General features: G+C 44.4%; 13 protein-coding genes. 5 read left to right on the top strand and 8 right to left on the bottom strand.

The genetic code is table 11. From position 1 onward, the window contains the following. The first annotated feature begins 238 nt into the window (after positions 1-238). The 3 genes from QUA53_RS17425 (at position 239) to QUA53_RS17435 (ending at position 2319) form a co-directional block, all read left to right on the top strand. The gene (locus tag QUA53_RS17425) at positions 239-670 is read left to right on the top strand and encodes a helix-turn-helix domain-containing protein (protein WP_193975537.1); all 432 of its coding nucleotides are present in this window, start codon (positions 239-241) and stop codon (positions 668-670) included. Between the two features lie 128 nt (positions 671-798). Continuing rightward, positions 799-1479: a hypothetical protein gene (locus tag QUA53_RS17430; protein WP_333098689.1), complete on the top strand. Its 681-nt coding sequence runs from the start codon at positions 799-801 to the stop codon at positions 1477-1479. A 162-nt stretch (positions 1480-1641) separates the two neighbouring features. Beyond that, entirely contained in the window at positions 1642-2319 is a 678-nt protein-coding gene (locus tag QUA53_RS17435; RefSeq protein ID WP_333098687.1) for a response regulator transcription factor, read from the top strand. A gap of 81 nt (positions 2320-2400) precedes the next feature. Here QUA53_RS17435 and QUA53_RS17440 read toward each other — a convergent pair whose 3' ends face one another. Together QUA53_RS17440 and QUA53_RS17445 are read right to left on the bottom strand one after the other, a co-directional pair. After that, positions 2401-3564 (bottom strand): hybrid sensor histidine kinase/response regulator, encoded by a 1164-nt coding sequence (locus QUA53_RS17440; RefSeq protein ID WP_333098685.1) that lies wholly within the window; start codon positions 3562-3564, stop codon positions 2401-2403. After that, a complete protein-coding gene (locus QUA53_RS17445) occupies positions 3561-5495 on the bottom strand; it encodes a type IV secretion system DNA-binding domain-containing protein (RefSeq protein WP_333098683.1) in 1935 nt (644 codons plus the stop codon). Before QUA53_RS17445 ends, QUA53_RS17440 begins: the two co-directional genes overlap by 4 nt. A gap of 83 nt (positions 5496-5578) precedes the next feature. Between QUA53_RS17445 and QUA53_RS17450 the strand changes: the two genes are divergently transcribed. Then, positions 5579-6643, top strand: coding sequence for a DUF5895 domain-containing protein (locus QUA53_RS17450; RefSeq protein ID WP_333098681.1), 1065 nt, complete (start codon positions 5579-5581; stop codon positions 6641-6643). Positions 6644-6646: 3 nt separating this feature from the next. Here the strand turns inward: QUA53_RS17450 and QUA53_RS17455 are convergent, their stop codons facing one another. From QUA53_RS17455 to QUA53_RS17480, 6 genes are all read right to left on the bottom strand, one after another. Then, positions 6647-7282: a hypothetical protein gene (locus QUA53_RS17455; RefSeq protein ID WP_333098679.1), complete on the bottom strand. Its 636-nt coding sequence runs from the start codon at positions 7280-7282 to the stop codon at positions 6647-6649. Between the two features lie 393 nt (positions 7283-7675). Further along, positions 7676-9763, bottom strand: a complete 2088-nt coding sequence (locus tag QUA53_RS17460) for a hypothetical protein (protein ID WP_333098677.1) — start codon at positions 9761-9763, stop codon at positions 7676-7678. 336 nt (positions 9764-10099) lie between these two features. Then, positions 10100-10321 carry a hypothetical protein gene (locus QUA53_RS17465; protein WP_194008911.1) on the bottom strand — a complete coding sequence of 74 codons (222 nt, stop codon included), beginning with the start codon at positions 10319-10321 and terminating at the stop codon, positions 10100-10102. Between the two features lie 292 nt (positions 10322-10613). Then, on the bottom strand, positions 10614-11285 hold the full coding sequence (locus QUA53_RS17470) for a hypothetical protein (RefSeq protein ID WP_333098676.1): 672 nt from the start codon (positions 11283-11285) through the stop codon (positions 10614-10616). Then, a complete protein-coding gene (locus tag QUA53_RS17475; RefSeq protein WP_333098675.1) occupies positions 11282-11551 on the bottom strand; it encodes a hypothetical protein in 270 nt (89 codons plus the stop codon). The genes QUA53_RS17470 and QUA53_RS17475 overlap by 4 nt, the downstream gene beginning before the upstream one ends. Positions 11552-11559: 8 nt before the next feature. Further along, positions 11560-11841, bottom strand: a complete 282-nt coding sequence (locus QUA53_RS17480) for a hypothetical protein (RefSeq protein ID WP_333098673.1) — start codon at positions 11839-11841, stop codon at positions 11560-11562. A gap of 707 nt (positions 11842-12548) precedes the next feature. On the opposite strand from QUA53_RS17480, the gene QUA53_RS17485 reads away from it, so the two are divergent. Further along, a complete protein-coding gene (locus QUA53_RS17485; RefSeq protein WP_333098671.1) occupies positions 12549-14264 on the top strand; it encodes a DNA polymerase in 1716 nt (571 codons plus the stop codon). The last annotated feature ends 54 nt before the right edge of the window (positions 14265-14318 follow it).

Here is a 14318-nt window from a genome sequence, read left to right on the forward strand (position 1 = left end):
AAAAAGTATCGGCTTCAACGCAGCAGAAAGTAAAATAGTGTACGGTAAAAGCATTAGTTGACATCCTCCGGGTGCGTTCGCGCGCGGGGATTCCCAAGACCACTCTTTGGGCTTCCTCTTTCCACTACTCGGCTTACACTCGGAGGAGTATCCTCAGCCAAACTCTTGTCGGTGTCTCGCAAGGGCGTTAGTTCCCGTGTGCCCCAGGACTTTAAACCTAAATTTTCGGTAAGCAATTGTGACTGTTAGCTCTGTATCTTCTCTTATACTCGATCGCCAAAAGCGGCTGACTCAGTTGATCGAGCTGCTGCTGAAAGAAGGCTGGACTCAAAGCGCTTTAGCGTCCGCTATCGGAGTAGATTTTTCAACCGTATATCGGTGGTTAAAAGGGAAAACGATACCCGAATCCGATTCTAAGAACTTTCGGCAACTGGCAAAGTTAAGCGGTGGCAGTACCAAGACTCTGCAACTTTATTTGGATGGAGAAATATCCCTATCAGTTTATCAACGCGGTTTGGATGAGGTGGCGATCGGTCAAGTGAGTGGCAGCAAGAGGATAGGCTCTGAAAAAATTAAAAAAGAAGTTTTAGCAAAGATTTATTCCCTCGATCCAGATGATATTGCCGATATCATTTCTTCATCAGTAGCATTTTTAGCCAAACTTGTATAATTAGGTAACAAGCAGCCTACACCCTCACGGTTTTCGGTTGAGAAGCCGGAAAAGTCAGCGTCTCATTCTCCATTCCCCCCTGACTTCTGGCGATCGCCGCTATTGCTCAGTCTTTTATGCTCTGAGCAATGTACCTCCTTACTCTATCCGACCTCAATCAAACTATTCATACTAGCCCACTACAAGAGCCACCTCTTGTTCCTTCCTATCTGCAAGAACGCTTGCAACTGCTTGTCAAGCAAATTTTAATGGGATTACCTGTCGAGCCAATTCTCAACAGTCACCCCCAGTTCCAGCAGTGGGTTTTCCAGCTCAAAGAACTATCGCCATCACTGTTTTTACCGCAGCGAAAACTGTTTGTTGACATTCCAATTCAAACAAAACTAGACCGAACAAAAAGGGGAGTGACAGAAGAAAATTCTTCCCCTTCTCCTCCATTTAAAGTGATACAAGTCCGTACAAATGTGGGTTTAGTCAAAGGAACACCCAGACTATTTGAGTGGGCGATTCGCCATCCTGTACTGACTTGGCAAGACCGAGTTAAGTTATGGGTAGCTGCCGAATTCTTCGAGATCGAGCCTCACAAGCTACAACTGATTATTTTGGCACTGCACCCGACTCAACCAGCAGAAAAAGTTCTGTTTGCCTGGGACAGCAAGCAACACCGACAAACTCAAAATTGGCTTTTGACTACCATTGAACGAGAGACAGAACAAACAGTTATCAAGCTCAATGGTCATCTAACACCTAAACCGAAGGAAGTAGCAACAGCTATCAATTTGGATGAAATCAACGAAGTATCGATATAATCAGTTCACATTTTATTGCCATCCTCCTATCGAGAGATATGCACCCTATTGCCGACGAAATTGCCCAAAAATCAATACTTTTCTTCTCTCCATAGGAGGATGACACTCTTTAATATGAGAAAAAACAATAGATATGGATAAAATGTAGTAGGAATCTTAATCGTGACTGCAATTACCGCCACCCAACCAAAAACAAGCCAACTAAAAACCATCCTGATAGTTGAAGATGACCCGATGATGCAGCTCGGTCTACAGCATATCCTCAATAACCAACCCCATTTAACAGTTGTCGCACAAGCTGTTAACGGCAACGAAGCCGTCAGTGCCACGCTGCAACACCAACCAGACATCGTGCTGATGGACATTGACTTGCCCGGAATCGACGGTATTGCAGCCGCGCAGCAAATCAGAGCCGCACTGCCGCATACTCGTATCTTGATGCTCACCCACCACAGCAATCCAACTCAGGTAATGGCGGCTTTGTCAAGCGGCGCTCACGGCTACTGCGTTAAAGGCACTAACGCAGAACAACTTCTAGCAGCGATTACGACTGTGCAAGAAGGTGGCAGTTACCTAGACCCTAAGATTGCCGACTGCGTGCTGCAAAATCTCAAAACGCCACTGCCCGAAAGCTATGCGAATGACGACATCAAGCTGACTGAACGGGAAATGCAGGTTTTGCAGCAGCTAGTTGAGGGTAAAAGCAATAAACAAATCGCCGCTGGGCTAGGCATGAGCGTCCACACCGCCAAAGGTCATGTAGAGATGATTATAGCTAAATTTGAAGCGAGCGATCGCACCCAGGCTGCCGTTAAAGCACTGCGTTTGGGGCTGGTTTAGCCGTTGGAATGCAGCTTCTAATTGTTCTAAAAAAAGTGTTTTTTGAGGCGTAGCTATCGCGTAGCAAATTATAACAGCTTGTCAATCTTCAAACTTTGGCAATGTCAACCAAAACCTCGCTCCTTTTCCCAATTCGCTATCAACGCCAATTTCTCCGCCGTGAGCCTCAACAATTTGCCTGCAAATGTAAAGTCCCAATCCCAATCCTTGCCTTAAACTAACTCCAACTCCCCTCGTATAAGGCTCGAATAATCTTGCACATTGCTGAGGAGAAATTCCTGCCCCATTGTCTGCAACCGTACAGCGAACCATCTCACCTTCCTTTTTAGCTTCTACAGTCAAAATAAACCCAGACTGATTGTATTTAACAGCATTGTCGATCAGATTGCCAAACACCCGCCAGAGCTGCTGGGCATCAGCATTGACTAAAGGCAAATCGGCTGCAAAAAGCTGCTTAACCTTGACTCGATGCTGGTTGAGAATTGGTAATCTTTCAATAAGAATATTTTGGACTAAAGTGGGCAGCGACAGCGGCTTCATGGCTAAAGAAGCACTTTTCACATCAAACTGTTGTGTTGCTGTTAGTGACTCAATCAACTGGAGTTGGCGCGAACAACTTTGCACCATAACCTCCATAGTCCGCCTATCAATAGCAATGTTGCTGCCAGCATCATTGAGGCGACTTCGCAGCAGCAGCGACATTCCTGATAGAGGCGATCGCAAATCGTGCGAAACAGCGTGCAACAGCATTCTTAAATTGGCTTCTGCTTGCTGTCTTTCTTGAATTTCCTGGCTTAGCTGAACATTTTGTGCAGCCAATTGCACGTTAGCGCAGCGAAGTTGCTGCTGCAAGCGCTGCATTTTAAGTTGGGCAGATACCCGCGCTAACACTTCAACAGGCTCAAAAGGTTTTATAATGTAGTCAGCACCGCCCGCCTCAAACCCTTTTACTTTGTCAAATACGTCATCTAAAGCGCTGATAAAAATTATAGGGATATCACAAGTAGCTTCAGATGCTTTAAGTTGACGGCAGACTTCATAACCATCCATACCGGGCATTTTTATGTCTAGCAAAATCAAGTCTGGCGCTTGCAACTCTACTGCTTTTAAAGCTCGCTCTCCACTAATCAACTTCCTGACTTTGTAACCGTTTTCAATTAGCAATTGAGAGAGTAGTTGAATGTTAGCGGGAATATCGTCAACAATCAAAATGTCAGCCAAAAATTGTTTAGTTTGCTCCATCATCTATCGCCACCAAAGGACAGAGTTTTGAGTTTTTTCCGAATATTGCCAACCGCTATTTTTCCAGCCGCGCTGTTCGCATCAGCAGCATTAACAGGCGACTTAACATCAGCCACCGTCACGGGTTCTTCTGGATCGTTCGGATGTGGCAGCAATTGGTAAGCGAATCGAATCCGCTGATCCAGCTCTTCATCTATATTGAGCAGTTTACCTGTCTGCTGCTCTACTGACAAAGCTTTCGCCCGCCTTTCAAGCTGCGGTCTGATGCTGCTGTCCCACAGTTGTTCAGACTCTTTAGCTCGCTTTATGTCGCCGGGCCGCACCGGAATCTTGAGAGGGTAGGGAAATAAAGCTTCCGCCCCCGTTGCGTAGGCCGGTGAAGTGATGACGCATTTGCCTTGAGGAAACCTCAGAATTTCGTCAGGACTAATCAGCGGTTTCTTTTGCAACTGTTCGCTCCAGTTGACAGAACGGCTCGTTTGCTGCCCCGTCGAGCTGCCGGTCGATCGATTTTTTACCAGCACTTCCACTTCCCCGTAACGCTTAGAATATTTCTCGGCTGTCTCAAAATCGCCGGGGTTGAAGAGGACGTGAGTTGACAGAGCACTGGCGATCGCAGCCCCTTTTTTATCCCCATAGAGATTATAGAGTTGATTGAGTGATTGAATGCCAACAATCGGTACGCCGCCAGCAGAACGATATTCGTTAGCCCACTGATCCATTCTGTCGAACTTGAGAGACGGAAACTCGTCTAAGCAGTACAAAAATGGGTCAGAACGTACCCGACTCAAATTAGACACCACACATAAGTGAATAGCAGCAGCTAACAGCGGCCCCACTACAGTGCGTCTTTGGTCATCTAATTTGAAAATAATGCACTTTTTCCCTTCTAAAGCAATTGGAATGGTGCTGCGACCAATAAATGCCCGCAGCAAATCTTTTTGAATGAAACTGGAGTAGGTAGCCTCTGCGGTGGCCTTGATGCCCGCCACGGTTTTTTCAGCATCTTTTGAACTTAATAACTGCGAAAAACTAGAGGCAATCCACCTGTCCATTTTGAGGGGATGACCGTCGGGTCGGTGAACGGCGTGGTCGATGCGCTTGACCAAATCAGGCAGTTGAATAATTGCGTACACAAAAGCTAAATCCGGGTAAGGACTGCTTTTTGCCAACTGCACTAAACCCTTCGCCATCAACTCGCCTGCTTTCTCAAAAAACTCATTGCCTTTACTCTCCCCCGGACTAGCATTTCGAGCAATAACTTGTCCAATTTCTGCTGCCATTACTGCATCTTGTGCATCTCTCATAAAATCCAGAGGATTGATAGTGCCGCTGTAAGCTTCCCCTGGCGCAAACACTTGCACATCGTAGCCGTAGCGAACTGCAAGGGGTGCAAGCACTTTCATCTGGTCTCCTTTTTTGTCGTAAATAATGGCAGGAAAACCTTGCTGGAATGCACTTTCAACCATCCGGTCAATGACGCTGAATGTTTTGCCAGAACCCGGAGCACCAATGACTAAAGTTCCGCGTTCTGCGTGGGGAAACCAAACCGTCGGATTTGCACCTAATAGCGTTTGCAATCGAGCACTCAATCCCTGACAACCTTTAAACCAATAAGTTGGCGTACCGCTCCACAAAGTAACGGGCTGCCGTTTTTTTTCTTTCATTTGCTTGAGGGCAGAGCCTGTGGCTGCCAATTTTTCAGCCGTCCCGCAGAGCCGCCCGGAGGTAATTTTACCCTTCCCGTTTCCAACTAATTTGGAAGCAATAAGTAAGCCTGCCATTAGCCCTAACATTGCCAGTCCCTCTGGCTTCATAAACTGACCCAACAACCCGCCAAAATCTATGCTAGTTAACGAACGTTTAGGAGCTTGAACTGCCATTGGTACCAAGGTAGCTTTGTGAATTTTAGGCAGAAATTGCAAATTGTTCATTTTTTTTAGCTCTTAAAAAAACTAAATGTTTCAGATAGCGGCTATCGCCTCAAGGGGGAGACCATGACAAAAATAGGTAAACAATGGTAAGAAGCAATAACGCGAAATCTCCCAGTAAGACAGTACAGAATTCTAGTGGAAAGTCCCACACGCAAAAGAACAAGAGTGCTGATTATTACGAGATAGATCCGGAGCTATTCAACAGTGATTACAACCAAACTCGCAAGCCCTCTTTGCCCTATGGAATCGTGATTAACGATAACCCAGCAGGTATTTTGCTCCCGAACGACCAGCTTGTCAAAGCGGAATGGCACGTAATACCTAATGTTGAGGAATTGACAACGGTCGAACTAAGCGAAGAAGTGACAGGCTTACTGCTCCCAAAAGCGAGAATGTTGGTATTAGCTTTTGTGCCTGAGTACATCCGCTACAAAGATATTGAAGAAAATGGAGAATTAGCAGGTAGTTTTATTGGGCTTTACGACGAATATCGCGATTCCCTCGATAAAAAGACGCAGGAAGTGTGTTCCGAACACGCTCTCATCTTTCTAAATCCCAAAAACCAACCCCTGCATCAGGTACCGATTGTCGTCCGCTTCAAGAATGTAGCCCTCTGGAGCTTTAAGAGCGCTAGAGAAGAATTTTACCGCAATTTGGAACGGGCATTTGCTGATTGCTTTGGGAGAGATTACAGCGGTAAAAATGACAAGTGGCGCTCTTTGGGAGTGTTGAATGTCGAATTTAGAGCTGTCAAAGAAGGGGAAGGCAAAAATAAATCCTTTTGCTGCAAAACTCACAGCATTACTCAGCCAACTGATGCTAATTTTCATAAGCTATTTCTCGGTCAAAAACCACAAAAGAAATTGATTTGGGGACTGCACAATAACATTGCTGGCTTCATTGACGCTAGCGATGCCCAGTTGCCAGCTATAGCTGCTGGTGCGGAACCTGAAGTCCAGGCGTTACCAGAAAGCGTAACTAACCGCAAAAATCGAGGTAAATTGTCGCCCCCTCGCAAAATTGCACAAGTTGAAGGAGGAACCGACTCAGAATTAGAGGAATTAGATGAATTTTCCGAGGCTGCTGAGGTTGAAGTTGAGGTTGATTCAGCAGAAGATTTTGACTTCGATGAACCCGCAGACTACTAAACACTAACTACTGAAAAGCTGGCTGTCAGCAAGTTGATAGGTAAGGCCGTCGTAGCAAAATTGAAGCTGGCGGCGGCCTTCTTTGGAAAGCTGATTCACTCCTAGACAAGGCAAACCCTCGTGCGAAGAACTGTCAGCATTAAACAAAGGAGTTTTCGGCGGTTTATGGGGGTCGAGATAAGCTGCAAATACTTCTGTTGGCATTTGACTTGAATCATTAGGAATTAAGTAGCCAACATAAAGGCAGCCTTTTGTGCCGCACAGAGTGGAATTATTGAAATCATAAAGGTTCAGCCGTCCTACCGAGCCATTAACTTGCCACACTCGCATTCTCTTAATTGCTTCCGCCACTGCACTTTGCCCAGCGGCTACTTTAAGTTCTGGAAGGCTGCTGTGTTCCTTTACGATTAGGGTTAAAGTTTCTTTTGGAGTGACTCGCAAAGCTTGTTGCCAAGAAGCTGGTGCGGTTGTTGCTGAACTAGAATTCGTGCAAGCAACTGTCCCCAATAATAGCGACAGGGCGGTAAAAACTGTCAAACCAATGCGAAACCAGTAACCAAGTTTATTTAACCAAACCGGGGGTTTGACAATCTTTTGGGTGCCTGCTGTTTGTTGTTTAACTCTATTTTGTTTAACCATTTGTTACTCCAATTATACAAAATACAAGAAAAAACAGGACACTAAAGCAGAAGAAAAAGACAATAAAAGAGAGATTGTTTTGCTGAACTAAGCTGTTGTATGTCTAAATCTTACAGTCAATTTTTATGACTGACTTCGGGGAATACAAAACGACTCTACAATTTATATGCTGAACAGCTTAGAAGTCATATCTAATCAGTTGACATCGGAATTATCTCTCTCTTCTCTTTCTCTGTGTCCTCTGTGCCCTCTGTGGTTTAATCATTCCGATACAACCGAAATTGATATCAATGCCATACAATCAATGGTTTCAGCAATTAAAAACGTCCTGGTGGTAGAGAAAGTTGTTAGAATTGTTAATAACTTGCTTTTCCACCTCCTCTTTCCCCTGGTTCAATGGGAGAGTGCAGCCGTGCCAAAACTAATTGCTAGTCCCAAACCGATTAGAATCATAAAAAGTTGCTGCTTTCGCTTGTAAAAAAGTCGAATTAAAAACCACATTCCCCCCAAAAAAGAGCTAATGAACAGCGCAACCTTAATACTCCAACTAGCATTTAAAGTAGTGGCCGAGCCGACCGAGTTGCTGATGCCATTGCTGTCACCAGAATTAGCTTGGCAATTGTCGCTGGTATTGTGGTTATAAAGCTCTCGAACTTTTTCCCCGTACTGTTTGAGAGGGTAGCCGCCTAAAATATTGGAATAGCTGGCATCAATTTTACTGCCAGAACCCCCAAAGTGTTTCTGTGCTACTCGCTCAATTAAGCGATCGCCCTTGAACACCTGCCCAGTTTTAGGGTCAATTTCCTGTTGGCTGCTGACTAAGTTCTCAGCTAGAGAATTTTGCAAGACTTTATCCTGAACAGCAGGAGGAAAATATTGGAAGAGTTCCTCTCTTGTAGGTTTTTGGCCTTTGTTGACGTTTAGGATAAAGTTAGCCCCCCCTGGAATTGAGCTGACAGCACGCTGCACGTCTTCCCGGTAACTCATCAACTGATAGCGACCGATCGCCCGCCCGCAGTTGCGAGATCCTTCGGTACAAACGATCTCGCCAATGGCTTCGTAGTCGGCACTGGCTGCATTTTCCAAATTGGCGATTCCATCGGAAAGCTTTGCTAACGCCTCCCCTAATGAAGCTACATCCACACCGTTAACGTAAGTTGCGGGGCGCGCGCACTCTCGCTTGGATTCAGGTAGAGGCTGAGTTGGTAAAGGGTTTTCTTTAGTTTGATTTGAACTCAGCGGCTTTGAAGGTTTTGTTTCAGATGCGACGCCTTTTGAACGCGAAATACTGTTAGAAGAACCGCCCTCCAATCGACCGACAAACATAGGCGAATTAACGCTGTAACTGAGAAACGGAACCGGACCAATAATGTAAGGCGATTTGCCGCAGGGCAAACTAAACCTGAAGTACAGGGCCGTGTCAACAGTATCGCTGGTTTCTGACGGTTCCATTACCACTACTTTAAACACTTCCCCAAAAGGATGCCGGCCCGTCGGTTCCCAACCGGTCAAACAGCCAGAACCACCTCGCACTTCCTGATATTTGCCGCTAATCCACTGCTTGCCTTCTAGTGGCCCTGTGGCGCGGCGACCGGCGTTTTCCATGTCGTCGAGTTCGATATAAGCGCAATCTTTCTCGCAGGCTACCGCAAATCCTTCTACATCAGAACCGGAAATTGTGTTATTGCGTTTGCTTTCGTACCGACTGTAAATCATGTCAATTCGCATAACTGCGCTGCCAATGGACGCAATAGGAACCGGAAAGCTAGAAAGCGGGACTTGACTCAGCAGCGGAATATTGCTGATGAGTTCCTCTGACCAGCCAGAGAACTGTTCTAAATTTACGCTATTAAGGTTGGGGATTTGGGCGATCGCAAACTCAGATAGGTCAATTTGGTTAAGTTTTGCCTGCGCTAGTTGCGGTACTTGTTTTACAGCTTGACCAATTGGTAATTGGTTGATGTTAGGGTTCACTGCGGCTATTTGAGAAGATAAAGAAGCAAGTGGAGGAACATCGCTCAATTGAAATTGGCTAAGATTCGGAACAATTTCAGCCAAGTGACCGACAGTTTGCTTACCAGCTAAGGGAAATGCTGACAAGCTGATATTTTCTAAATTGATATCCCCTAGTGCCAATTGTTCAATTGCTTGCAAAGACAGAATTTCAGGTTTTACATCGTTGATGTCCCCCAGCTTCAAGATGTTGTCAACAGAAGTACCGGCTTGCCAGCTTCGACCGCCTGAACTTCCAGAACTAGCAACGGCGGGCAGGGAACTAAAGGTAATCTGGTTCCAATCTGGCAGCAAAACTCTAGATTGTTCTTTTTCCCAAATTTTAGTAGGTAAGGAACTAGCGCTAGCAATTGATGGGAAGCTGAAGAAAGTAATGCAGATGAAAGCAAAAATTAGGCAGAGTGTACTGGCAGCTATTAAAGCAGATCCTACCTGGCTGAATTTTATTAACTGCTTTGGACTGTTCATGGGAATCCTATTGATGTTAACTCAAATGCGGGTAAAAAAAGCTGCTCTATTCTCTCTAGTTTGGAAAAACGTTAAATGGTTTTTAAAACATTACGAAAAATAGAGCAGTATTGCAGAAATTAGCCATCAGCTAAATCTCCCTCTCCCCCTCTCTCGCCCTCTCCCTCTCTCCCTTTCTCCCCCTCTTCCTCTCTCTCTCTCCATTTTAGGAATTACCCAAAAACCCGGTTTTTGAATGTAATTCCGTCATTTTAGGTTGAGGATGAGAACGAGAAACTGTTTTTTTTAGGTTGATAGTGCGTCCTGGACTGCATTTCTCCATCTTCGCTTTTTTCTTTAATCAAGCTCCAGCTCAAGCTGTGGATTCGGGCGGACTGCTGAATCTGTCCAAGGAGTATCTGCTAGGTTGGACAAGTCATAGACATTTTCTTGGTAACCGTTGTCAAAATTACCTTGGCGAACTTCTTTAGATGACGAGTAACCGACAGTCAAATCGGGTGCTGATTCGTAACCGGAGTTGTTATAGCCGGAATTAGGTTCGATCGAAGCATTGTGCATGGTTTTTATGAGTTTATGTGGTCAACAATTCCAATTTAAATCGCATCGCGTTCCTGCAACTTCATTCCTGTGAGCGATTGCGTTCAGTAAAAATTACCCCCTCTAAATGGAGGGGGCAGCTTTATGAAGGTTGCCTAACGGCTCTCAGCACTGGGCAATTATACGAAGTCGAGAAAAATGTTTTTTAAGAGAGAGTAGGAACTAAAAGCTAAAGAATACCCATGCTTAAGAGAGGGGATATGATGCAGGTTGGGGTGCGTTCAAAGCTACCAAATTACTTCCGCATTTTTTATTAATTGTTCAATAACTCCAAGCAAATCACTTGGTTTGGTGCGAGAACACCTCCGACTTTTATTACTTGCAGCTCTCCGCTTTCGTCGGGATATTGTGCTTTAACTTGGGCAATTGCTGCATCTAAACTAGATGCCTGAGCAATATACACCTTCTCAAGAGCACTTAGTACCCAAATAGGTTTGGGCCACTTATGTCGAGGTTGGAGAATTGAATAGTGAATCACTTGACCAGTGTACTGAACAATTTGCTCGATCGCAGTTTCCGAACAAAACTCCCCCAATTCAGACTCAATACATTGTTTGAGTTCTTTCGCAGGAATTTGCTCAAAAACTGATTTTAAGAGCATTAATGCTGGTCTTGTCTGCTCTAATTGAGTGTGTTCCTGCACGACTAATGACTCTACGAAATGACTCACCTGGTTGATGATTGAGTCAAAATCTAGCTCCATCAATAAATGACCTAAATACTCCCTTAACAAGTTTCTTAGCTTTTCATCAGAGATATTGATACCGCAGGTTTTCAGATAAACTGAAGGTTTATTACCCAAATCCCGACCGCAGCCAACTTCTCCATTAGCTGCATCTTCTGCTTCTATCAGTTCCATCAAGCGCGGATAACTGGTTGTATCATCTATTGTGGATGGGGGCTGGGAGGGAATTGAGTTACTCATTTGTCTTTCCTTAATGTTTCAAAGTAATTAAGATTGTCGGGTTCTTCAGGATCGGGACCGCAGTCTAGCAGCCCCACTTTCAACTTTCTATAAAATACTAGCGCACCAGGCAGTGCGTGGAAGCCTATCCTTCCTTGGTATCCTAGTTCCTCACTACGAGCGATCGCAAAATCTATCAGAGTTCCACCTACTCCCTTATAAGTTGGAGGATTGCTAATAGTTGGTCGATTCCAGGGAGCCGTTGCTAGGGCTCTGACGTAAACCAATCTTCGTCTCAATTGAGACTCAATATAGCAGCGTTTTTTAAAATATCGATAGTCATTAAACCCTGAGTTATGCCATCACACTCAATGGCATATAGTTCATCTCCTGGTAAAAATTGAGTTCGATAGCTTTTACTAACCCAATTCCAGTATTCATCTTCTTCTCCACTCCCTCGAAGGGTTGGTTCCCAGAGGTTGGTGGCATCTTCTAAATGCTTCTCAGTAACGGATGTCAGGATAGCATTAACTACCTGTCGATCTCGAACTCTAAGAAGCTGGATAGGGCGATTCAATTGCCAAACCTAATTATTGTGACAACTATATTATATATCCTAATCTTTAACTTTAAATTCAAGCAATATTTTCCCACCCACCTCTATATAAAAATCTTTTTTACAATCTAATCGTTCCGAATTAAAGTCGCACTTAACAGTGCTGTATCGGTGAAGTTCATACATCTGAACTCACCGTTATGAAAAAACTCCTCGCTATCGCTCTAACAAGCCTTTTGCTCTTAATGGCAACAGACGCTAACGCAGTCGTCTGTAAAAAGATTACAGAGGGCAAACCAGGCTGCGACCTTTTAGGCGGCACTTGGGATAGTCAAAACAACTGTTACCGACTCTAAAGTTGGCAACTATTTTCAAAACCAGGCAACCCCTGGTTGTTTTTAGACCAACCGCCATCCTTTATGTCTTTTACCTTATTTCTAAAGTTCAGGACTTAAATTGATTTACAAAAAACCGAATAATAACTCAATACGCTTGGGTTAGCGCTTTCAGACGAATTTAATTTCACGGATTTTTTGGAATTCCCGACTTGTGAAAGGAAGTCACATTGTTCTGAGTCCAAGCGTATTGACTTAAAACTCGTATACTTCCCAAATAAAACCCATTATCCTCAAGCTACCTACTCTCGAATACCTGCTTTAAAATAGTTAAATTTCGTGCAGGATTGACAGAAAGATATCCTTTCACTTTTTTTAGAAAAGCAAGTAATTATGAAACCTACTCCGCTAAACCAGCAGAAACAATCAACCGCTATTCCAACTTCTTTGACGCCCGAGAAAATTAAAATAGCTCAGTTCCCAGTTACACTTAAAACCCCTTACCAACTGATCGATACTGCTTTCAATCTTGAAACAGCCCTTCAACCCTTCCAACAAGCAAAAATCATAGGTATAGACTGCGAAACAACAGGGCTTGACCCCTACCAAGCCAAAATTAGATTGTTACAACTTGCCATTCCTGACCATCCAGTAATCATTGTAGATTTATGGGCAATTGAACCGACTTCCCTCGAACCATTACGCTTGCTCCTTGCCAGTCCTGCACTGAAGGTAGGTCACAACCTCAAATTTGAATGGCAAATGCTCGCTTTTGCCGGACTGGAACCATCCAAACCCTTTTTCGATACCTATTTGGCTTACCGAGTGCTAACGGCTGGACTAAAACGCCATTTGTCCCTAGAGGCTGCCACTGAGAATTTGTTGAAAGTAAAGCTAGACAAAACGCAGCAAGTTAGCGATTGGTCAGGAAACTTAACACTCGCTCAACTGCAATATGCTGCTACCGATGCTGCAATCTTACTCCCGCTGGCTGCTGCTCTGCAACAAAAACTGAAAGCTTCTAAGCTTTGCAAAACTGCTTTACTAGAGTTTGCCTGTCTGCCTGCGGTGGCTTCTATGGAACTCAACGGAATGCTTTTAGATAGAGAACAGTGGAGAGTTTTGGGAGTGAAGCTCTGTCATCAACGCGACTCTCTTTTAAAACAAATTAATTCGCAACTCCATCCACCTAACCCTCACCAACAAATCTCTCTGCTGCCAGAATTTACGGATACAATTAATCCTCGCTCTCCCAAGCAAGTCTTAGCGGCTTTGCAAGAAAAAGGTATTCCTGTTACTTCCACTAGCTCTCAACATTTAATTCCTTTGCAAGGCGAGTATCCCGTTATTCAAGCACTGTTAGAATACCGCAGTTTATCGGCTCGTATCGATACTTTTACTCTGGGTTTACCTGAACGCATTCACCCGATTACAGGGCGCATTCATCCCAACTGGTTTCAGATTGGTGCTAGATCAGGACGGTTTAGTTGTCGAGAGCCAAATTTAACGAATATCCCCAGAGATAAGGAAACTCGACAGTGTTTTAAAGCTGCACCCGGTTACGTCCTGCTCAAAGCCGATTACAGCCAGATTGAACTGCGGATCATGGCGAAGGTTTCGGGCGATCGCACGATGGTGAAAGCTTACTCCAAAGGGGAAGATTTGCACTCTCTCACAGCTTCCTTGGTGCTAGCAAAACCCTTATCTGAAATTACTGTCGAAGACAGACAGCTAGGCAAAATTATTAACTTCGGTTTAATTTATGGCATGGGAGCACAGAAATTTAAGAATATGGCTCAAGCAGAGCATGGAGTCACTTTAACGCTGCAACAAGCTTCACACTTTCGCAAGAAGTTTTTTGAATCCTACACAGGTATCAAACAATTTCACACCAAAGTTCGGAGCGCCTGGAGCCGAGGTATTCGAGAGAGTCGGACAGTCTTAGGCAGAAGGAGATTATGGTCAAAAGATACTAAACCGCTGCTTAACGAAATGCTAAATAACCCAATTCAAGGGATGAGTGCTGACATTACTAAACTCGCTCTTGCTCTCATTTTTTCACCTCTAAGCTGCACGGCGGATGCTAATACCATTTTTTTAAAGATGTGATAGACTTGTGTAAAAAGTAAAGGAGAGAATTACAATGTCTGGTCGTCCTCATAT

It is taken from the genome of Microcoleus sp. Pol12B3, from assembly GCF_036701355.1.
Lineage (GTDB): Bacteria > Cyanobacteriota > Cyanobacteriia > Cyanobacteriales > Microcoleaceae > Microcoleus.

Coding starts and splice junctions, on each gene's coding strand:
- QUA53_RS17455 (WP_333098679.1), bottom strand. CDS start 7,282: ATGGTTAAACAAAATAGAGTTAAACAACAAACAGCAGGCACCCAAAAG.
- QUA53_RS17465 (WP_194008911.1), bottom strand. CDS start 10,321: ATGCACAATGCTTCGATCGAACCTAATTCCGGCTATAACAACTCCGGT.
- QUA53_RS17450 (WP_333098681.1), top strand. CDS start 5,579: ATGGTAAGAAGCAATAACGCGAAATCTCCCAGTAAGACAGTACAGAAT.
- QUA53_RS17440 (WP_333098685.1), bottom strand. CDS start 3,564: ATGATGGAGCAAACTAAACAATTTTTGGCTGACATTTTGATTGTTGAC.
- QUA53_RS17460 (WP_333098677.1), bottom strand. CDS start 9,763: ATGAACAGTCCAAAGCAGTTAATAAAATTCAGCCAGGTAGGATCTGCT.
- QUA53_RS17485 (WP_333098671.1), top strand. CDS start 12,549: ATGAAACCTACTCCGCTAAACCAGCAGAAACAATCAACCGCTATTCCA.
- QUA53_RS17445 (WP_333098683.1), bottom strand. CDS start 5,495: ATGAACAATTTGCAATTTCTGCCTAAAATTCACAAAGCTACCTTGGTA.
- QUA53_RS17470 (WP_333098676.1), bottom strand. CDS start 11,285: ATGAGTAACTCAATTCCCTCCCAGCCCCCATCCACAATAGATGATACA.
- QUA53_RS17430 (WP_333098689.1), top strand. CDS start 799: ATGTACCTCCTTACTCTATCCGACCTCAATCAAACTATTCATACTAGC.